General features: G+C 66.6%; 20 protein-coding genes. 12 read left to right on the top strand and 8 right to left on the bottom strand.

Translation table 11 applies throughout. From position 1 onward, the window contains the following. Positions 1–23: 23 nt before the first annotated feature. From ACCQ10_RS04745 to ACCQ10_RS04735, 3 genes are all read right to left on the bottom strand, one after another. Positions 24–1,025: a LysR substrate-binding domain-containing protein gene (locus ACCQ10_RS04745; protein ID WP_039414712.1), complete on the bottom strand. Its 1,002-nt coding sequence runs from the start codon at positions 1,023–1,025 to the stop codon at positions 24–26. A gap of 64 nt (positions 1,026–1,089) precedes the next feature. Beyond that, positions 1,090–1,449: a protocatechuate 3,4-dioxygenase gene (locus ACCQ10_RS04740; protein WP_372362386.1), complete on the bottom strand. Its 360-nt coding sequence runs from the start codon at positions 1,447–1,449 to the stop codon at positions 1,090–1,092. Positions 1,450–1,459: 10 nt separating this feature from the next. Further along, complete coding sequence (locus tag ACCQ10_RS04735) at positions 1,460–2,356, bottom strand: gallate dioxygenase (RefSeq protein ID WP_184552760.1); 897 nt, start codon at positions 2,354–2,356, stop codon at positions 1,460–1,462. A gap of 231 nt (positions 2,357–2,587) precedes the next feature. On the opposite strand from ACCQ10_RS04735, the gene ACCQ10_RS04730 reads away from it, so the two are divergent. Beyond that, positions 2,588–3,262, top strand: a complete 675-nt coding sequence (locus tag ACCQ10_RS04730; RefSeq protein ID WP_039413062.1) for a GntR family transcriptional regulator — start codon at positions 2,588–2,590, stop codon at positions 3,260–3,262. 169 nt (positions 3,263–3,431) lie between these two features. On the opposite strand, the gene ACCQ10_RS04725 is transcribed toward ACCQ10_RS04730, so the two are convergent. The 5 genes from ACCQ10_RS04725 to ubiH all read right to left on the bottom strand — a co-directional run bounded on the left by ACCQ10_RS04725 (position 3,432) and on the right by ubiH (position 8,330). After that, on the bottom strand, positions 3,432–4,466 hold the full coding sequence (locus tag ACCQ10_RS04725; protein WP_372362385.1) for a SphA family protein: 1,035 nt from the start codon (positions 4,464–4,466) through the stop codon (positions 3,432–3,434). 121 nt (positions 4,467–4,587) lie between these two features. Then, the gene (locus ACCQ10_RS04720) at positions 4,588–5,016 is read right to left on the bottom strand and encodes a nuclear transport factor 2 family protein (RefSeq protein WP_372362384.1); all 429 of its coding nucleotides are present in this window, start codon (positions 5,014–5,016) and stop codon (positions 4,588–4,590) included. Positions 5,017–5,098: 82 nt separating this feature from the next. Next, a complete protein-coding gene (locus ACCQ10_RS04715) occupies positions 5,099–5,818 on the bottom strand; it encodes an alpha/beta fold hydrolase (protein WP_372362383.1) in 720 nt (239 codons plus the stop codon). Between the two features lie 125 nt (positions 5,819–5,943). Beyond that, positions 5,944–7,125, bottom strand: a complete 1,182-nt coding sequence (locus ACCQ10_RS04710) for a UbiH/UbiF family hydroxylase (RefSeq protein WP_372362382.1) — start codon at positions 7,123–7,125, stop codon at positions 5,944–5,946. Continuing rightward, positions 7,122–8,330, bottom strand: a complete 1,209-nt coding sequence (gene ubiH / locus ACCQ10_RS04705; RefSeq protein ID WP_047695323.1) for a 2-octaprenyl-6-methoxyphenyl hydroxylase — start codon at positions 8,328–8,330, stop codon at positions 7,122–7,124. Before ubiH ends, ACCQ10_RS04710 begins: the two co-directional genes overlap by 4 nt. Positions 8,331–8,529: 199 nt before the next feature. Here ubiH and ACCQ10_RS04700 point away from each other — a divergent pair, with 199 nt between their 5' ends. The 11 genes from ACCQ10_RS04700 to ssuD all read left to right on the top strand — a co-directional run bounded on the left by ACCQ10_RS04700 (position 8,530) and on the right by ssuD (position 20,593). Next, complete coding sequence (locus ACCQ10_RS04700; protein ID WP_372362381.1) at positions 8,530–9,108, top strand: hypothetical protein; 579 nt, start codon at positions 8,530–8,532, stop codon at positions 9,106–9,108. A gap of 3 nt (positions 9,109–9,111) precedes the next feature. Next, positions 9,112–9,669 carry a cob(I)yrinic acid a,c-diamide adenosyltransferase gene (locus tag ACCQ10_RS04695; RefSeq protein ID WP_039563935.1) on the top strand — a complete coding sequence of 186 codons (558 nt, stop codon included), beginning with the start codon at positions 9,112–9,114 and terminating at the stop codon, positions 9,667–9,669. Between the two features lie 38 nt (positions 9,670–9,707). Further along, entirely contained in the window at positions 9,708–10,616 is a 909-nt protein-coding gene (locus tag ACCQ10_RS04690) for a histone deacetylase family protein (protein ID WP_372362380.1), read from the top strand. 125 nt (positions 10,617–10,741) lie between these two features. Continuing rightward, positions 10,742–13,171: an LPS-assembly protein LptD gene (gene lptD / locus ACCQ10_RS04685; RefSeq protein ID WP_184439545.1), complete on the top strand. Its 2,430-nt coding sequence runs from the start codon at positions 10,742–10,744 to the stop codon at positions 13,169–13,171. Then, on the top strand, positions 13,168–14,559 hold the full coding sequence (locus ACCQ10_RS04680; protein WP_372362379.1) for a peptidylprolyl isomerase: 1,392 nt from the start codon (positions 13,168–13,170) through the stop codon (positions 14,557–14,559). Before lptD ends, ACCQ10_RS04680 begins: the two co-directional genes overlap by 4 nt. Before the next feature lie 4 nt (positions 14,560–14,563). Continuing rightward, positions 14,564–15,535, top strand: a complete 972-nt coding sequence (gene pdxA / locus ACCQ10_RS04675; RefSeq protein WP_372362378.1) for a 4-hydroxythreonine-4-phosphate dehydrogenase PdxA — start codon at positions 14,564–14,566, stop codon at positions 15,533–15,535. Positions 15,536–15,650: 115 nt separating this feature from the next. Continuing rightward, positions 15,651–16,439: a 16S rRNA (adenine(1518)-N(6)/adenine(1519)-N(6))-dimethyltransferase RsmA gene (rsmA, locus tag ACCQ10_RS04670; protein ID WP_372362377.1), complete on the top strand. Its 789-nt coding sequence runs from the start codon at positions 15,651–15,653 to the stop codon at positions 16,437–16,439. A 36-nt stretch (positions 16,440–16,475) separates the two neighbouring features. After that, positions 16,476–16,859, top strand: a complete 384-nt coding sequence (apaG, locus tag ACCQ10_RS04665) for a Co2+/Mg2+ efflux facilitator ApaG/CorD (RefSeq protein ID WP_372362376.1) — start codon at positions 16,476–16,478, stop codon at positions 16,857–16,859. A gap of 28 nt (positions 16,860–16,887) precedes the next feature. Beyond that, on the top strand, positions 16,888–17,871 hold the full coding sequence (locus ACCQ10_RS04660; RefSeq protein ID WP_228890029.1) for a symmetrical bis(5'-nucleosyl)-tetraphosphatase: 984 nt from the start codon (positions 16,888–16,890) through the stop codon (positions 17,869–17,871). Positions 17,872–18,777: 906 nt separating this feature from the next. After that, the gene (gene msuE / locus ACCQ10_RS04655; RefSeq protein WP_355607574.1) at positions 18,778–19,341 is read left to right on the top strand and encodes an FMN reductase; all 564 of its coding nucleotides are present in this window, start codon (positions 18,778–18,780) and stop codon (positions 19,339–19,341) included. An 88-nt stretch (positions 19,342–19,429) separates the two neighbouring features. Then, complete coding sequence (gene ssuD / locus ACCQ10_RS04650) at positions 19,430–20,593, top strand: FMNH2-dependent alkanesulfonate monooxygenase (RefSeq protein WP_047695451.1); 1,164 nt, start codon at positions 19,430–19,432, stop codon at positions 20,591–20,593. Positions 20,594–20,603 lie beyond the last annotated feature (10 nt).

Below are 20,603 nucleotides of genomic sequence, written 5' to 3'. Positions count from 1 at the left end.
CGAGCAGACAGGCACGCCATCGCTTACGCGGACGCATCCAGCAGGATGTCGTCTTCGCCGACATGGTCGTCCACCCACACCGCGCCCTGCTCGGCCATGAGCGCCAACTGGTGCTCCAGCTCGCGCATCAGCAGGCGCACGCCCGGCTTGAGAATGGCATTGTTGTCGCGGTAGATCACCCCACCTGCACGCGCCTGCGACGGCTGCTGCAGCTGGAAAGCACGCAACTCGCCACGGGCGATGTCGCCGGCCACCATCATGCTCGGCATCACCGCGATGCTGTCGGTGCCGAGCAGAATCTCGCGGGTGAAGCTGGCCGAGCTGGAACGCAGCTGGTCGCGCGTGGCCAGCCCATGCTCGCGCATGACCTGCGCCACGTCACGCTCCACGTGCTGGCTCAGCGTCGGCAGCACCTGGCGATATGCCGCGGCTTCGGCAATGCGTACCGGGCCATTCGCGAACAGGGGGTGGTCGCTGCGCGCCACCAGCGCGATCGGATCCTGGTACAGCACCTTGCGGACCAGTGCGTCGTAGCGTGCCAGCGGATAGAGCCGGCCCACGACCAGATCGACTTCGTTGCCGGCCAGCTTGGGCAGCAGCTCGTCGGTACGGCCATGCAACAGCCGCACCCGCAGCGTGGGCTCGGCGCGGTAGAGCGCCGCCAGCACGGCCGGCAACAGGCCGCTTGCCGCCACCGGCAGGGCGCCCACGGTGATCGTGAGCGCGTCGTCCTGCAGCAGACCCTCGAACGTGTCCTGGGCGCGGCGCAACTGGCCCAGCACCACATGCGCGGTCTGCACCAGCACCTCGCCCATGGCGTTGGGGCGCACGCCGCGTGAGTGACGTTCGAACAGCGGTGCCCCGACGATCTCTTCGATCTCCTGCAGGGCACGCGTGAGCGCAGGTTGGGTCACATTCAAGACGCGCGAGGCGCGGAGCAGGCTTTTTTGCCGGTCCAGCGCCTCGATGACACGTAGATGCCGGACCTTAATGCGGTGTTCGAAGAACACGGAGGACATGGTCATGGGGGGTGGGCCTTACGTTGGGAAGTCGGGTGACAGCACCCGGCAGATGCCCGAGGCGCGCAGTTCAGCGCGCCTCGGGCACCCGCCGGGTCTGCATGAACGCTTCGAACGATTCGCCGCGCATGATGGCGTAGACCTGCAGATTGGTCATGCGCACCACACGGGCGAACTTTTCGATGACGAAAAAATTGGCGCCGTACTGCACCAGGCCAAGCCAGTCGCGCGCGCGGATCAGCGCCTTCTCCTGCTCGGTGAGCCCGGCCTCCTGCATCAGCACTTCTGCATCCTGCAAGAAGCGGTCGCGCCACGGCGCGCGGATCATCTGCCAGAAGAAGCGATTCAGGCGCAGCGCGCGGTTGCTGGTGCGCAGATCGAACAGATAGGTCCCGTCGATCTTGTCCATGCCGTTGACTTGCGGATTCATGTGCAGGCCCTCATGCCGCGTTGGCGGTACGCGCCAACAGCTCTGCCGAACGCGGCGCATCGGCCGCCTCTTCGCCCGGCTCGTACACCACCACGGTCATCGCGGTGGTGGTCATCAGGTAGTAGTTCTGATGCAACTTGCGGATCGGACCCTCCAGCGCGCCACGCATGGCCAGCCACATGATCTGCTCCACGCTCTCGGCCCCGCCCAGGCGCACGTAATCGGTGTGGGTCAGGTCGGTCAGGGTCTCGGGGGCATGCTGGAAGCGGTCCAGAAACTCCATGTCCCACTCGGTGTTGTTGAAGCCGGTGCGCTCGCCATGGATCTGGTGCGACAAGCCGCCGGTGCCGACCACCACCACCCTGAGATCTTCCGGATACGACTCGATGGCACGCCGCACCGCCTGACCCAGCCGGTAGCAGCGGCGCGCGGTCGGCAGCGGGTACTGCAGCACGTTGATCGCGATGGGCACCACCGTGCCGGGCCAGTCGGGCACATGCGGCCATAGCAGCGGCAAGGGTGCCGCGCAGCCATGGTCGATGGGCTTGTCCTGGAACACGGTCAGGTCGAATTCGTCGTTGACCAGGCACTCGGCGATATGCGCTTGCAGCTGCACATCGCCGCGAATCGGCGGCAGGTTGCGCAAGCCTGCTCCCTCGTCGGCCACCGGGAAACGTTCGCCCACGCCCAACGCGAAGGTCGGGTACAGATCGAAAAAGAACGTGGTGCAGTGATCGTTGTAGAAGAACACCAGCACGTCGGCCCGTTGCCGGGCCAACCACTCGGCGACCGGCGCGTAGCCGTCGAACAACGGTTTCCATATCGGATCCTGTTGTTTGCCCTTGTCGTAGGCCACCCCGATGGTGGGAACGTGCGAGGTTCCGATGCCGCCGATGATGCTTGCCATGCTGCGCTCCTGCGACGCGGCGCTGCCGAGGAAGGCCGGGCGCGCGTCATTGATTGGGTCGGGACCGGCGATGCAATGGATCCCAACAGGGACGATCGAGCACTCCGGATTGCCAAAAAGGTATCCTTGGGATCCAAATTGCCATCAAGCGATCTCGTCCGCAAGGTTTTTATACACGCATTTGCGAGTTTTCCCCTTCCAAGGACGTGCGCTGCGGTACGGCGCGAGAGAATGGAGCCAATGGCGAACAACCATCGATTGCAAGCGGTCCAGCAGCTACGCGAATTGATCCTGTGCGGCACCTTTGCCCCGGGCGAACGCATCACCGAAGCGGCCCTGGCCGAACGCCTGGCGATCTCGCGCACGCCCATCCGCCAGGCCCTGCCGGCGCTGTGCCAGGAAGGCCTGCTGGCACAGACAGGCAACCGCGGCTATGCGGTGCGCCGCTTCAGCCAGCAGGAAAGCCTGGATGCCCTGGCCGTGCGCGCGCTGATGGAAGGTTTGGCGGCGCGCACGCTGGCCGAGCAAGGCGCGTCGGCCGAGGTACTCGCCACCCTGCACGGCTGTCTTGGCGAAGGCGACCGCCTGTTCGCCAAGCGCAGCCTCGATGCCGGTGACGAGCAGGCCTATGCCGCGATGAATGCCCGCTTCCATCGCACCATCGTGGTGGCGGCCAACAAGCCCATCCTCACCGAAACCGTGGACCGCTGCACGGTGGTGCCGTTCGTCAGCCCCAGCCACGTGGTGTTCGGCCAGCGCTCGGCCACCGTGGCCTACGACGATCTGTATTACGGGCACCGCCAACATGGGGCGATCGTCTCGGCGATCGAACAACGCGACGGAGCACGTGCGGAACTGCTGTTCCGCGAACATGCGCATACGCAACGCCACAGCATGGGAATGTGACTACCGCGCCCCGGCGCTGAGCACGACGCACCTGCGCCAACACCGCAGACGCGCCACGCGGCACCCATTGAGCGACCAGCTTGCTGCCCGCTCGTGCAGGTGGCAACGGCAGTTAACCCGCCACACGCAGCGCCCCGTCGCAGGCGCTGCGCATGGCGGCGTTGGATGCCTATAACGAATGCACGAACATCAGATTGAAGTTATTGCCGGCGACCGAATTTTCCACATCCACCGGCAGGTACACATTGAAGTTGAACAGGTTCTTTTCGTTCATGTGCCAGGACAGACCGGGGCCGATATAGAACTGCCTGCGTTTGCTGTCCGGCACGCGCTGGTCGTTGGTGCGGTTGTCCTTCAACTGCTGCAGGTAGTAGCCATTGATCCCCACCCGCCACTGCTCGTTGAGCTTCAGCGAGGTGGCGAAGTTGAGCCAGACCAGGTCGCCCGCCTGCCCGTTGCGGAAGCGGAAGCCGGGAATCGGCGGCACGCCGCCGGCGCGGCTGGTCCGGAAGTTGTACAGATAATTCAGGCGCCCGCTGATTTCCCAGCGATCGCTGGGTTGCACGGTGAATGCCCAGTGCGGGGCCACCGACCAGAACCCGGTGCTCTGGTTGATCGCGGTATCACGATCGAACTTGCCGACCGGCGCAAAGGCGTCGATCGCAAAGCGCTGGAAGAAGAACACGCGCCCGTCGCGCATGACCGGCGGCATCTGCAAGGCAGGCCCGAAAGAGATATCGCCCATGCCGAACCCATTGCTGCTCAGCTGCACGGGGCTGTCTGCGGCAAATGCGGTGTCGTAATTGACCAACGGCACGATGGCATTGAAGCTCAACGAACTTCCCTTCCAGGTATAGGGCGTGACATAGATCATCTGGGTCAACAGCACGCTGACGTCTACTTGCGGGTCGCGAAAGGCCGGCGAATCATCGCCGCTGGCGTTCCGGATCGAATTGAAGTGGTAATGGCGCAGGTATTCGATGACGGTCCAGCCGGGCGTCAGCGAGCCAAACCCGTCCATGAAACTGGTGCCCCCCACATTGATGCCCTGCGGCGGTGCCGCCGTTTCCGGTACGGCCTGCGCCATCACCGTACCCGGCAACACCGCAGCGAGTGTGGCGCCGACAATCCATGACCGTTGCCGACGCGACAGGGCGCGCAGCAACACCGAACGACAATGAGCAGACAAACGGACGCGTTCCACTAGGCGAATCTCCGGTGCGGACAGGTGGGTGACAGCGGGCGCGGCGTGGGGGAGAAAGCGATACGACAGCGCTGCACGCCGATGGCGGCTGCAACGCTTCTTGCGCGTTAGCGATGGCGGCTCAGGAACCGATCTGCAGCAGCAACGCACCGAGCCGCTGCTTGAACAGCCAACGCTTCTGCTCGAAGACCAGCACATCGTCGAAACTGCCGAGCAAGGCCGGTGACTGCGCGGCGAACGGTGGTGGCGCAGAGGTCTGGCTGGCGGTGTAAAGCAGCACATTGCTGTGCGCGTGCGCCAGGGTCGACGATTGAACGCTGACCAGGGTATTGAGCATCAGGTGGCAGGTGGTGCGCGGCGGACGCGCACGAAATGCCTGCAGGATGGCCTCGCGCCCACGCACCGGTGCATCGGGTGCGCTGGGCCGTGCGAACACGCCGTCGTCGGTGAACAACGCAGCAAGCGCCTCGTGATCGTGACGGTCGTTGTACAGCGCGAACCTGCGGATCAGTTGCTCGCAGGCAATGATGGTCGATGCCTCGTCGTGCATGCAGCCTCCTTGGATTTCAGCAAAACCGATCGGCGTCGCCAGCGACCGCTGCGTCACCGCCGGTGGCGTGGCCTGCTGGCCATCACGCGGCCTGCAGCCAGTCGCGCAGGGCGGCGGTCACCGCCGCCGGCGCCTCCACCGGCGCCATGTGCCCGCTGTCTTCGAACACCACCAGGCGCGCCTGCGGGATGTGCCGCGCCATGTCCTGGTGCCGGGCCAACGGGCTCCAGGCGTCCTGGCGCCCGACACCCAGCAAGGTGGGGCAGCGGATCCGTGCCAGCACCGGCGCGGCATCGGGGCGCTCCAGCAGGGCCGTGATCTGGCCGGCGAACCCCTGCGGGCTTTGACGCTGCACCATCGCCGTCAGGCGCTCCATCAACGCGGCATCGTCGACACGGTCCGGGTGCAGCATCGGCGGCAACCAGGCCGACGCCAGCGCCTGCATGCCCTGGGTGCGGGCCAGGTCCACCAGCGCTTGTCGCTCTTCGCGCTCGCCCTCGCGACGTGGGGCGATGCCGGTATCGAGCAATGCCAGCCGGGTCACGCGCTCGGGTGCCTGGCGCATGATCTCCAGCGCGACGCGTCCGCCCATCGAGTGCCCGGCCAGCGCGAACTGCGGCGGTGCACCGGCCAGCACGTGGGTGGCCATCTGCACGATGCTGTCGAAACCGGGAAAGTCCAGCACCTGCACCTTGGCCAGTTCCCCCAGAGCCTCGCGCTGCGGCTGCCAGATCGCGGCATCGCAGAGCAGGCCGCAGAGCAGCAGCAAGGGGGGCTTGGGTGGGTGCGCAACCGAGGTCATGCGCCGACTGTAGCTAGGCCGTGCGCGTCCGTCGTATGGAAGATGCGGCCTTCGCTATAAGTTTTAAGGCATATAACAAAGGCTGCGCCGGTTATCCGCGTTCACGCCGGTCGGCGCGGCGCTGCTCACGCACCGCCGGAGGCGCGCTTCCACAACACATCGACCAGCGGCGGCAGTTTGCCGGCCAGGCCGAGCACCGATCCGCGCAGCAGGGTCAGGTGCATCTCGTCATTGGAAAACACCCGATTGATCGCATCGAAGCCGTAGGCGGCGACGGCGTTGTCGCTGCGACGGGTTCGCGCCCACCGTTGCAGGCGGTGCGGCGCTGCCCAGTCGGCACGCTTGGCGCGCGCGTTGCGCACTTGCTCGCGCAGCGCAGCGACATCGCGTAACCCCAGATTGACGCCCTGCCCGGCCAGGGGATGCACCACGTGCGCGGCATCGCCCAGGGTCAGCACACGGCCGCTGACGTACTGCTCCACCAGTTGCCGCTGCAGCGGAAAGGCAGCGCGCGGCGAGGCCACCCGCACCTGGCCAAGGCGTGCGGCGAAGGCCTGGGTGAGCTCGCGCGAAAACGCCGCATCATCCAGGGCCAGCACACGTGCGGCGTCGGCATCCGGCAAGGTCCATACGATCGAACTGCGGCCTTCGGCAAACGGCAGGAACGCCAGCGGCCCGGTGGTCAAAAAGCGCTGCCAGGCGGTGGACTCGTGCGGCCGCTCGGTCTCCACGAAGGCCACCACGCCGCGTTGCGCGTAGGCGTGCCGCGAGACCGGCACCCCGGTCAATTCGCGCAAGGTGGACGCAGCACCATCGGCGGCGATCGCAATCGCCGCCTCCAGGCGGCTGCCATCGTCCAGCCGCAGACGCACGCTGCCGCTGTCCTGCTCCAGTTCGACCACGCGCGCCGGGCAATGCACCTCGATGCCGGCTGCGTGCACGGCCGCCCAGAGGCGATCGACCAGCAGCGCGTTTTCGACGATCCAGCCGAGCTGTTCGCGCCCCAGCGTGTCGGCATCGAAGCCCAGCTCGCCGCCCCCGCCGGCATCCCAGACCCGCATCCGCCGGTAGGGCTGCACGCGGGCGGCACGCACTGCCGACCACACGCCCAGGCTGTCCAGCAACGCGGCGTTGTCGGCGGCGAATGCGTAGACGCGCAGGTCGGGTTGGTCGGCGTGCCAGTGCGCGGGTTCATGCCCTTCCACCAACGTGACCTGCAGCCCGGCATCGGCCAGCGCCAAGGCGCAGGCGGCGCCGACCACACCGCCGCCGACGATCACCGCATCGCGCGGCATGCGCCGGTTCATGCCACACCCCGGCACAGCTGCGGGACTTCGCCACGGAAGCCCATCGCGCCCCCGACCAGCATCGACTGCAACGGGGCGGCCTGCGAGGTCGCCAGCAGGCCCAGGCTGCGCAGCGGCCGTAGCAAAGGCGCCGGATTGCCGGTCAGCCGCGCCAACCCGCTGGAGAAGCCGATCGTGTGCTCACGGTCCACGCGCCGACGCGCCAGATACGCATCCAGCAGCGCACCGGCGCCGGCATCGCTGCGATCGTGTTCGATCAGTTCGGCCAGCGTCAGCGCATCGCGCAGCCCGAGATTGAAGCCCTGCGCGCCGATCGGATGCAGCGTCTGCGCGGCATTGCCCAGCAGCACCACGCGTTCGGCGATGAGGCTGTTCGCCAGCACCTGCACCAACGGGTAGGCGCTGCGCTCGCCACTGGCGATGAAGCGCCCGGCACGCCAGCCGGCCGCGCGCTGCAGCCGTGCCAGCCAGCCGGCCTCGTCCAGGGCCGCCACCGCTTCGGCATCGGCACGCGCCACACAGTGGATGGCGCCGTAATGACGGTCGCCCCGCGGCAGCAATGCGGTTGGCCCGTGTTCGCCGAAGCGCTCCCAGGCAGTGCCATCGGGCGGCCTGGCGGCCCGCACGCGCGCCACGAACAGGGTCTGCAGGAAATCGTGCGCGTCGCTGCCGATATGCAGCAGCTCGCGCACCGCGCTGTGGCTGCCATCGGCGCCAACCACCAGCCTGGCGCGGACCAGTCGCTCGCCGTCGGCGGCCGCCAGGCGGACTGCGCGCAGGCCGTCCTGCACCGGCTCCACGCCGATGCAGCGTGCCGGGCGATACCGGTGCAACCGGGTCAGCTCGTCCAGACGCGCCTGCAGGGCGTCGCCGAAATCGCGCGCCACCACCACCTGGCCGAAGCTGTCGCGCCCGTAGTCGGCGGCATCCAGCTGCACGCGCCCGAAGTCGCCTGCACGGCTGACGTGGATGCGCCGGATCGGCCCGGGCGGGTTGCGCAACTTTGCCATGACCCCGAGCGCGCCCAATGCATTGACCGTGGCGGCGGCGAAACTCAGGTTGCGTTGGTCGAATACCGCCGGTGGCGCGCCGGCCGGGGTGGCTTCCACCAACCCGACATCCAGGCCGAGGCGGTCCAGCGCAATCGCCAGGCTGGAGCCGACCAGGCCGCCGCCAACGATCAAAACGTCATGTGGATGTGTCATCGCCACATGATAAGCCCTGGCCCCAGGCAGGTTGCCGCCGGGCGTTGAGACAGATTGCCGCGCCCGGCCCGTCTACCCCCGCGTCGCCGGCACGCCCCACTCCGGCAGACGCTCGACGGATCGCGCGCCTGCCGGGCCGGCACGGGCATGCCGGGTTCCACGCTACACTCCCCGACCTGTGACCTGGCCACCTTCGCGCATGACGTCTCGCTCGCACGACACCTGGATTCTGAGTCTGCTCGCCCTCCTGATGGCGGCCACGCGGATCAATCACTTCGCGCCGGTCCCGGATGCGTCTTGGGCGGTGTTCTTCATCGGCGGCTTTCACCTGGCAGCGCGCACGCGGCTGGCGTTCCCGCTGTTGATGGGGCTTGCGGTGGCGGTGGACTGGCTGGTGATCACCCGCGAGGGCCTGAGCTTCTGGCAGCACTATTGCGTCTCGCCGGCCTACTGGTGCCTGATCCCGGCGTACTTCGCGCTGTGGGCCGGTGGCATCTGGCTGCGCCGGCACTACCACGGCGCCCATTGGAACGCGCTCGCCCGGCTGGTACCCGCCCTGCTGATCGGCGTGGCGCTGTGCCAGCTGATCGCCCAGGGCAGCTTCTACTGGATCAGTGCCAGCGTCAGTGAGCCCACGCTGGCCGGCTGGTTCAAGAACTACACCGACTGGCTGTGGCCCTACCTACGCAGTGCGGCGCTGTATGTCGCCGCCGCCGCGTTGCTCCAGGTCGCGGCCGAGCGCCTGGCAGCGCCGCAGCACCATTCCCACGCCGGCTAGATCATGGGCAACCGGCTTTCGCGCATTTATACCCGCACCGGCGACGATGGCAGCACCGGCCTGGGCGACGGCAGCCGTACCGGCAAGGACGCGCTGCGCGTCAATGCCTACGGGACCGTGGACGAGGCCAATTCGGCGCTCGGCGTGCTGTTGGCCGCGCCCGGCGTGCCCGCCCCGGTCGCCGACCTGCTGACCACCGTGCAGCACCAGCTGTTCGACCTGGGCGGCGAGTTGTGCATCCCCGGGCATGCGGCGATCGAGGCGGCCGATATCGCCGCCCTGGAACGCCACCTGGACCATTACAACGACGGCTTGCCGCCGCTGCAGGAATTCATCCTGCCGGCAGGTGGCGAAGCGGCCGCGCGCTGCCACCTGGCCCGCACCATCGTGCGCCGGGCCGAGCGCGAGACCGTTGCGCTGTCGCGCCAGGAAGCGGTACGCAGCGAGGCGATCGGCTATCTCAACCGGCTGTCGGACCTGCTGTTCGTCCTGGCGCGCGTGCTGGCACGGGTCGATGGCCAGCAGGAAGTGCTGTGGCGGCACGACCGCCGGCGCGGTTGACCCTGTGCCCGGCACGGCGGAGAGGCTAGAGTCGTCCCATGTTGGTCTTTACCCATCCCGCCTGCCTCGGTCACGACGCCGGCCCCGAGCATCCTGAAAGCCCCGCCCGCCTGGAAGCGGTGGTCGACGCCCTGCGCACCGCCTTTCCGGACCTTGACTGGCGTGAGGCGCCGCTGGCCAAGCTGGGCGACCTGTGCCGCGTGCATGAGCGCGAGCAGGTGGACGCCGTGCTGGAAACCGCCTTCGACGGCTATCGCCAACTGGACGTGGACACGCGGATGGTGCCGGCCTCGCGCGCGGCCGCCCTGCGCGCCGCAGGCGCCGGCATCGCGGCTGTGGACGCAGTGATGCAGGACCAGACCCGCACTGCCTTCTGCGCAGTGCGCCCACCCGGCCACCACGCCACCGCGCAGGTGTCGATGGGTTTTTGCCTGTTCAACAACATCGCCGTGGCCGCTGCCCACGCACGCGACCGGCATGGGCTGGAGCGCATCACCATCGTCGATTTCGACGTCCACCACGGCAACGGCACGCAGGCGATCTTCGAGCGCGACCCGGCCGTGCAGTATCTGAGCACCCATCAGTCCGGGCTCTATCCACACTCGGGCAGTGTCCACGAACGCGGCGTCGGCAACGTCCACAACCTGCTGCTGCCACCGGGCAGCGACGGGCTGCGCTTCCGCAATGTCTGGGAGGACGAGATGCTGCCGCTGATCGACGCCTTCCGCCCGCAGCTGATCCTGATCTCGGCCGGTTTCGATGCGCACCTGCGCGATCCGCTGGCCGACCTGATGCTGGACGACGACGATTTCGCCTGGCTGACCGGCGCGCTGCGCACCCTGGCCGAGCGCCATGCGCGCGGCCGGGTGGTGTCCATGCTGGAAGGTGGATACGACCTGCAGGCGTTGCGCGAGAGCAGCGTGGCCCACGTCGCCGCCCTGCGCTGACCCCGTCGGCACGCTGGGCGCTCGGCCGCCGGCGATGAACCTCGCCCGCGCGGCGCAGGCGCTCTTCATTGCCCCTATGCGGGGTATACGGCAAGCTAGTCGCCATTTTATTGGTTGAACCACGCGTGCGCCGAGCCCTCCGCCTGCTGCCCCTGCCCTTGAGCATTGCCATCTGCCTCCCGGCCATGGCTGCCGACAAGCCGTTGAACTGGGGATTGTGCCCGGCCGTGGATCCGCTACCCGGCTTCGACGGCGCGCCCGCTGCAGACCCGAAGGCGGCCGAGATGCGCCCGCAGTTGCCGACCGACATCGAAGGCGACCAGCTGTCCGGGACCAGTACCACTCCGCAATACCAGGGCAACGTGGCGCTCAAGCGCGGCGACCAGTTCCTGGGTGCAGACAATCTGCGCATGGACACCGAAACCGGCAACTACATTGCCGAAGGCAACGTGCGGTATCAGGACAGCTCGTTCCGGATGATTGCCGACCGTGCCGAGGGCAATCAGGACACCGACGCCCACAAGGTCACCAACATCCAGTACCAACTGGTGGACCGGCGCGGCAACGGCGGTGCGGAATCGGTGGACCTGCAGGGCCAGGTCGGCCAGATGCACCGCTCGACCTATACCACCTGCGATCCGTCGCAGCCGATCTGGCGCGTGCGCGCGCCCGAGATCGACGTCGACAACGAAGAAGGCTTCGGCACGGCACGCAATGCCGTGCTGCAGATCGGCAAGGTGCCGGTACTGTATTTCCCCTGGTTCAAGTTCCCGATCGACGACCGCCGTCAGACCGGCCTGCTGTTTCCGCAGTTCGGCCTGTCCGGCCGCAACGGCTTCGACTACCTGCAGCCGATCTATCTCAACCTGGCGCCGAACTACGATGCCACCCTGCTGCCGCGCTACATGAGCAAGCGCGGCTTCATGTTCGGCACCGAATTCCGTTACCTCTACGAGGGCGGTCGCGGTGAGATCACCGGCAATTACCTGCCCAACGACAAATTGCGCGACAAGGACCGTGGCAGCGTCTTCTATAGCGGCTACCACAACGTCAATAGCCATTGGCAGGCGCGCAGCAGCATCTCCTGGGTCAGCGATACGCGCTATGTGGAGGACTTCACCAGCCGCCTGAACGGCATGGGCTCGGCCTCCAGCCTGCAGAGCACCATCGGCATCTACGGCACCGGCGAAACCTGGACTGCTGGACTGATGGCCGATCGTTGGCAGTTGACCGACTACACCCTGGACGAGCGCGCCCTGCCCTACAACCGTCAGCCGCGTGCGTATTTCACTTGGGAAAAGCCGTTCGGCATTTTCGAGGCAGGCGTGTATGCCGAGGCCGTGCGGTTTACGCATGATGACTCGTATCAGGTCAACTTCATCCCGAACAACGGCAACAACGACAGCAACAACGGTGACGAGTACGTCCGCACCAACATCCGTAACCAGGACTACGGCAGCGGTTCGCGCCTGGACGTCAAACCCTATATCTCGATGCCGCTCTCGGGCGCGGCCTGGTTCCTCACGCCCACCGTGGCGTGGCGGTACACCGCCTACCAGCTGGATTCGACTGTCGCAAATACCGCGCCGCTGACCGGCAACCGCACGCCCACGCGCAGCCTTCCGATCGCCTCGCTGGATGCAGGCCTGTATTTCGATCGCGAAACCTCGCTGTTCGGGACCAACTATCTCAATACGTTGGAACCGCGCATGTACTACCTGTACGTGCCCTACCGCGACCAGGACGATCTGCCGGTGTTCGACACCCGTCCGTTCACCTTCAGCTACGGCCAGCTGTTTCGCGACAGCCGTTACACCGGGGCTGACCGCCAGAACGACGCCAACCAATTGACCCTGGCGGTGACCTCACGCTGGCTGCGCCAGGAAGATGGGCGCGAGAAGCTCTCGCTGAGTGCCGGCCAGATCCTGTACTTCAATGATTCGCTGGTGACGATCAACAGCTCCGCCGCCAACAGCGAGCAACCGATCGAACAGGGCAAGTCCGCCTGGGTGGCCGATGCCAATTACATGATCAACGACCGCTGGTCGATGGGCGCCACCTACCAGTGGAACCCGAACTCGCGCAAGGAAGACCTGGCCAGCCTGCGCACGCGCTACTTGCTGGGCAACGACGGCATCATCAATCTGGCCTACCGCTATCGCCGCGATCTGATCAGCAACAACGACCAGTTGAAACAGGCCGACTTCTCGTTCCTGTACCCGATCAACCCCACCTGGAGTGCGGTTGGCCGTTATTACTACTCGCTGCTGGATCGCAAGCCGCTGGAAATCATCGGCGGCGTGCAGTGGGACAGCTGCTGCCTGGCGGTCCGCGCGCTGGTACGCCGGTTCGTGCGCAACCGCGATGGCGAGATGGACAACTCCATCCAGTTCGAGTTTGTGCTCAAGGGCTTGAGCTCGTTTGGGCAGAACACGGACCGCACTTTGCGCCGTGCTATTCTCGGTTATTACCGCGACGACCTGTACCTGGTCCCGCCCAGCAACACCAACACCACGAGCAATCCGGACGATTACGATCCGAACCTGATTCCATGACCAAGCCTTTCTCTGTTCTTCTTGCCTCGCTGCTGGTGATCACCAGCACGGTCTCGCCGCTGGCCTCGGCGCAGCAATCCCAGCCGCTGGATCGTATCGCCGCCATCGTGGACGAGGACGTGGTGCTGCAGAGCGAGCTCGATCGCGCTGTGCGCAACGTCAAGTCGCAATATGCGGGCCGCGAAAACCAGCTGCCGCCGGACGATGTCCTGCAGCGTCAGGTGCTCGAGCGCCTGGTCCTGGTCAAGCTGCAGGTGGGCCGTGCCGACGGCAGCGGGATCCGCGTCAGCGATGAGGAACTCAACCGCGCCATCGCCAGCATCGCCCAGCAGAACGGCACCACCGTCGATGGCCTGCGCCAGAAGCTGGCGGCCGACGGCATGGCATACGGCGACTTCCGCTCGTCGGTGCGCGAGGAGATCATCGTGCAGCGCCTGCGTCAGAGCTTTGCGCAGAGCCGCATCAGCGTGAGCGAAGGCGAAGTGGATACCGCGCTGGCCCAGCAGGCCACGACCGGTAGCCAGTACCACCTGGCCCACATCCTGGTCGGCCTGCCCGAAGGCGCGACCGCCGACCAGATCGCCACCGGCCAGAAGAAGGTCGATGGCGTCAAGGCATTGATCGACAAGGGCGAGCTGGATTTCTCGGCAGCGGCGGTGCGTTATTCGGATAGCCCGAACGCGCTGGAAGGCGGTGACCTGGGCTGGCGCAGCCTGGACGAGATTCCCAACGCGTTTGCCCAGCTCATTCGCGACATGCAGCCTGGCCAAGTGGCCGGCCCGCTGCGTGGCCCCAGCGGTTTCCAGTTGCTCAAGCTGGTGGAAATGCGCGACGCCAATGCCGGCGGCGAGAAGAAGATGGTCACCGAGTACAACGCGCGCCACATCCTGGTCCGCATCGGCGACAACCAGACCGACGCGCAGGCCAAGGCCAAGATCGACACGCTGCGCGCCCGCATCACGGGCGGCGCGGACTTCCAGGCGACGGCCAAGGAGTCCTCCGAGGACACCAACAGCCGCAGCCAGGGCGGCGACCTGGGCTGGTTCCCGGCCGATGCGTTCGGCCCGGACTTCGGCAAGCAGGTCGAGAGCCTGGCCGATGGCGCCGTGTCCGAGCCGTTCCGCACCCAGGCCGGCTGGCACATCGTGCAGCGCGTCGGCAGCCGCCAGACCGATGTCAGTTCCGAAAACCAGCGTGCGCAGATCCGTGAAACGATCGGTCGCCGCAAGCTGGAAGAGGAATACAACCGCTACCTGCAGGAACTGCGTGGCGAAGCGTACGTGAGCTACCGCACCGGCGATCGTGCCGACGGCAATGCCACTGCAGAGCCGACCAAGCCGGCCGAACCGGCTGCCCCGACCCCGCCGCCGGCACAGCCGGCGCGCTGAGCCGATGGGGGTCCCCTCGCTCGCGCTAGTGCCGGGCGAGCCGGCCGGGATCGGGCCGGAACTGTGTGTGCGGCTCGCCCAACGGCCGCGCACGGATGCGCACCTGATCGCCTACGCCGATCCTGACACCCTGCACAGCGCCGCACAGGCGCTGTCGCTGTGTGTGCGCCTGCTCGATCCGGACCAGCCTGCGCGTCGCCCCGGCGACCTGCCGTTGTTTCCGGTTCGACAGGCGGCGCCGACCCGCTTCGGCCACGCCGATCCCGCCAATGCCGCCGCGGTGATTGCCGCCCTGCGCACGGCCGCTGGCCACTGTCTGGCCGGGCGCCTGCAAGGCATCGTGACCGGCCCGGTGCACAAGGCGGTCATCAACGCCGGCGGCATCGCCTATACCGGCACCACTGAATTGCTGGCCGAACAGGCCGGCTGCCCGGTGGTGATGATGCTGGCCAACAGCATCGTGCGCGTGGCGCTGGTGACCACGCACCTGCCGCTACGCGCGGTCGCCGATGCGATCAGCGCCGACGCGCTGATGCAGTGCCTACGCATCACCCATACCGCCTTGCAGCGCGACTTCGGCCTGCCGACGCCGCGCATTGCCGTGCTCGGCCTCAACCCGCATGCGGGCGAGGACGGCCACCTGGGCCGCGAAGAACTGGATGTGATCATTCCGGTTCTGCAGCAGCTGCGCGGCGAGGGCCTGCAACTGATCGGGCCATTGCCGGCAGACACCGCCTTCCTGCCGCAGAAACTGAGTGGCTTCGACGCGGTGGTGGCGATGTACCACGACCAGGGCCTGCCGGTGCTCAAGTACAGCGGTTTCGAGCAGGCGGTGAACATCACCCTGGGCCTGCCCTACCCGCGCGTGGCGGTGGATCACGGCACCGCGCTGGAACTGGCCGGACGCGGCACCGCCGACCCGTCCAGCCTGATGGCGGCCACGGCGTTGTGCGCGCGGCTGGCGGCGCGCGGCTGAGCCACCATCCAGGCAAGGTATTGCGAAGCTGCGTGCGCGTCACTGGCCGTGGCGGCATACGCCGCGCACGTCGCACCACACGGCGTGCAGCCGCCGGCTCCGTTAAACTGCGCAGATGAATTCTTCCTTCAGCGCACCGGCCAAGAAGTCGCTTGGCCAGCACTTTCTTGCCGACCGGTATTACATCGACCGGATCGTGCAGGCGGTGGGCCCGCGCGCCGGCCAGCATATGGTCGAAATCGGCCCCGGTCAGGGCGCCATCACCTTCCCGCTATTGCGCACCCATGGCGCGTTGACCGTGATCGAGTTCGATCGCGACCTGATCGCTCCATTGACCGACGCTGCAGCGCCGATCGGCGCGCTGAGCATCATTCATCGCGACGTGCTCAGCGTGGATTTCACCGCACTGGCCGACGGCACGCCGATCCGCCTGGTCGGCAACCTGCCCTACAACATTTCCTCGCCGATCCTGTTTCATGCGCTGGACCATGCCGCGGCCGTGGCCGACATGCATTTCATGCTGCAGAAGGAAGTGGTCGACCGCATGGCGGCCGGTCCCGGCAGCAAGGTGTATGGCCGGCTAAGTGTGATGCTGCAGGCGTACTGCGAGGTCACCGCGTTGTTCGTGGTGCCTCCAGGCGCGTTCCGGCCGCCGCCGAAGGTGGACTCGGCCGTGGTGCGGCTGGTGCCGCGCGACCCGGCCACGGTGCAGATCAAGGACCGCCGCCGCTTCGCCGATGTGGTGCGCGCCGGTTTCGGGCAGCGCCGCAAGACCCTGCGCAATGCCTTGTCCAATGTGTGCGAACCAGCGCATTTCGAGGCCGCCGGCGTGCGTCCGGATGCCCGCGCCGAGCAGCTCGAGGTCGCCGATTTCATCCGGCTGGCCAATGTCGAGCTGGCTTGAGCACCGCTCCCACAGTGGTTTATTTAGACTTTTCCCATGCACGATGATCCACGCTATCGGGTCGAGGTCGAGGTCTCGCCGCGCTTCCTCGCCCACCAATCGACCCCGGAAGAAGGCCGTTACGCCTTCGCTTACAGCATCCGTATCCAGAATGCGGGCGCGGTGCCTGCGCGCCTGATGGCGCGCCACTGGAAGATCACCGATGCCAACGGTCGCACCGAACAGGTCGATGGCGAAGGCGTGGTCGGCGAACAACCCTGGCTGCGTCCCGGCGAAGCGTTCCAGTACACCTCCGGGGTGCTGCTGGAAACCGAACAGGGCCAGATGCAGGGCCACTATGACATGGTGGCCGACGATGGCACCGAATTCACCGCCCCGATCGCCGCCTTCGTGCTGAGCGTACCCAGGACGCTGCACTGATGACTGCTGGATTGATGGAGCGCGCGCGATGAGCGTCTGGGCAATTGGCGACCTGCAGGGGTGTTACGACATCACCCAGCGCCTGCTGGAAAAGGTGAACTTCGACCCGGCCCGGGACACGCTGTGGTTCTGCGGCGACCTGGTCAACCGTGGCGGGCAATCGCTGGAGACGTTGCGCCTGGTGCATTCGCTGCGCGCGCATAGCGTGGTGGTGCTGGGCAATCACGACCTCTCGCTGCTGGCGATCGGTGCACGCTCGGAAGAGGAGCAGCGCAAGGTCAATCCAGACCTGCAGCGCATCGTGCTGGCCGAGGACCGCGACGTGCTGCTGGACTGGCTGCGCATGCAGAAGCTGGCGCATGTGGATCGCGAGCTGGGCTGGATGATGATCCATGCCGGGCTGGCCCCGAAGTGGACCACCCAGATGGCCGAGAAACATGCCCGCGAGGTCGAGCAGCAGTTGCAGGGCGGTGGCTATCGCAAGCTGTTGCGCAACATGTACGGCGATCAGCCCGGCTGGTCGCCGGGGCTGAGCGGCTATGAGCGCAGCCGCGCGATCATCAACCTGTTCACGCGCATGCGCTATTGCACCCCGCGCGGGCGGATCGCCACCGACGACAAGGGTACGCCCGGCACCCAGGCGCAGGGCCTGTATCCCTGGTTCGAAGTGCCCGGCCGGGTCGAACGCGATCTGAAGATCGTCTGCGGGCATTGGTCGGCGCTGGGCCTGACGATCACCCAGGGCGTGCACGCCATCGATACCGGCGCGGTGTGGGGCGGCAAGCTCACCGCCCTGCAGCTGGACACCGACGAACTACGTGTCGTGCAGGTCCCCGGGCGCGAAGTCCCCACTCCGGCAGCACCGGCAGCGCATGCGCCGCGGCGCCCGCGCGAAGGCCAGGGCCGCCAGCGCGGGCGTGGCCGTGGACGGGGCCATGGCAGTGGCGGTGGCGCGAACACGGGGGCCGACACAACGGCGCCCAACCGGCCGGCCACACCGGCAACGGAATGATTCGCCAGAGGCGTGCGGCACGACGCGCGTCTGGCTGACTATCGCAAGGTCGCGCGATGCGCGCCGCATGCAGCAGCGTGCGGCCTGTGACTCAGCACGGACGCTTCGCGCTCCTAGCATTCCAACGTTTCAATGCGCAGAAAAAACGCAAGTGTCACCAGGCTTGCGCCTAGATCTGGCTCCAGTTCTAGGCCCGCATCAATTGCTGATGTCCCGCATGCCGGAACCTTGAGGCAGTCCCGTAATTGCAGCTCGGCCGCTGACTGCGCCGACCGAGTAAATGGCCATGCCATTGCGGCACTCGCATGGCGGCTGTAGCCGATGACGCAGCCAGGCCCTTCGACCTGGGTGAGGCGCGAATGATCGTGCCGGCACTACGTGCAGCGCCGCGATATGCGTCGCCATCACTCCGTGCGAATCGCGACACATCACGCCTCATGGATTGAATAAAACACTAACCGCTTTGCATCTCTGTTTCGAATTTCTCTCTGGCTGGTTGGATGGCATTTCCAACGATCGGGCCTGCAACCGTCTGCGGTTATTCATTGAGTGATATCCAACACACTGCTGCGGAGATGTTTTTCCACAAACAGTTATGACGCGCTTATTTCCTGACGCACTTTCCTGATGCATCGAGAGGTATGAGGAAACGCGCGCGAAACAGCGCGATTCCGCTGAGTCGCGCACTTTTTCATCACGTCATTCTCAAACCTCCTAAGCCATCGGGCATTTACAGGCGCCAAGGCATTGCCATCGCTTGGGTCCGGCAGGCAGATTGAAATCGCTGGCTGCTTGCGCACGCACAGTGGCAACGCAGCACAGTCTGCCTCCATCGCAACAGTGGGGCTGCCGGGACGAGATACCGCTTTGCCGTGACCCGGGCCGCCGCACCATAGGAACCTTTGCATGCGCACACCGTTGAATGTTGTCGCTGTCTCCGGCAGCTCGGCCCGTCCGTCGCGCAGCCTTGCGCTGACCGAGGCGACCCTGGCCGCACTGGCCCAACGCATTGCGATCAAGCCCAGCATCGTGCACCTGGGCGATATCGCCCGGCCGCTGGGTGCAGCACTGTGGCGCAACGAACTGGACGAGCACACCGAACACGCACTTCGCCAGATCGAGGCCGCGGATCTATTGCTGGTGGTCGCACCGGTATATCGCGGTTCCTATCCAGGGCTGCTGAAGCATCTGTTCGATCTCATCGACATCAGCGCCTTGATCGATACGCCCGTCCTGCTCGCCGCCACCGGCGGCAGTGAGCGGCATGCGCTGGTGATCGACCACCAGCTGCGCCCGTTGTTCGCCTTCTTCCAGGCACTGGCCCTGCCGGTCGGCATCTATGCCGCCGAAGCGGATTTTCAGGATTACCGGGTGAGCAATCCGGCGCTGCGCGAGCGCATCGCGCTGGCCGCAGAACGTGCCGCCGGCGTGCTTGGTGCGCGACCAGATGCGCTATTGCGTATTGCCTGAACCAGTCGCCGGCGGTGTGCACTGCCTGAGCGGCACGCGCGCTGAAACGCAGGAAGCGCTCAACCGATCCACGCCTGAGGACACCACGATGCAGATGTTCTGGTTCATCCCCACCCACGGCGACAGCCGCTATCTGGGCACCAGCGACGGCGCACGCCAGGTCAGTGCCGAGTACGTCACCCAGGTGGCGGTCGCTGCCGACACGCTGGGCTACGAAGGTGTGCTGATTCCCACCGGGCGCTCGTGCGAGGACCCGTGGGTGATCGCCTCCAGCCTGATCAATGCCACGCGTCGGTTGAAGTTCCTGGTCGCGCTGCGCCCGGGGTTGATGGCACCGGCGCTGGCCGCGCGCACGGCGGCCAGCTTCGACCGGCTCTCCGGTGGGCGCTTGCTGGTGAATCTGGTCACCGGTGGCGACCGCGGCGAGCTGGAAGGCGATGGCGTGTTCCTGGACCACGCCGAGCGTTACGAAGCCTCGGCCGAATTCATCCGCATCTGGCGCGAGATCATCGCCCACAGCCACACCGGCGAGAGCTACGACTTCGATGGTAAACACCTGCAGGTCAAGGCTGCCAAGCTGCTGTATCCCACGGTGCAGACGCCGTATCCGCCGGTCTGGTTCGGTGGCTCGTCCGATGCCGCGCACGATCTGGCGGCCGAGCAAGTGGATACCTACCTGACCTGGGGCGAGCCGCCGGAAGCGGTGGCCGAAAAGATCGCCTCGGTGCGCAGCAAGGCCGCTGCACTCGGGCGCACGCTCACCTTCGGCATCCGCCTGCACGTGATCGTGCGCGAAACCGACGAGGCAGCATGGGCGGCGGCGGAATCGCTGATCAGTCATCTCGACGACGAAACCGTGGAGCGCGCGCAGAGTGCGTTTGCGCGCATGGATTCGGTGGGCCAGCGACGCATGGCTGCACTGCACGGCCGCGGTCAGCGCCGGACACGCGCCGATCTGGAAGTCAGTCCCAACCTGTGGGCCGGCGTCGGTCTGGTGCGCGGCGGTGCCGGCACCGCGCTGGTGGGCGACCCGCAGACCGTGGCCAGGCGGATCGAGGAATACGCCGCGCTCGGCATCGACACCTTCATCTTCTCGGGCTACCCGCATCTGGAAGAGGCCTACCGCTTCGCCGAGCTGGTGTTCCCGCTGCTGCCGCGCGCGATCAAACAAAAACTTCCCGGCCAGGCACTGAGCGGGCCCTTCGGCGAAGTCATCGCCAACACCATCGTGCCACGCGCTTCGGCGCGCTGACTGGAGCCCT

This window comes from Xanthomonas sp. NCPPB 1325, assembly GCF_041477645.2.
Lineage (GTDB): Bacteria > Pseudomonadota > Gammaproteobacteria > Xanthomonadales > Xanthomonadaceae > Xanthomonas > Xanthomonas cannabis.
The sequence above is the reverse complement of the archived record's forward strand: the minus strand, read 5'-3'. Positions and strand labels throughout refer to the sequence as shown.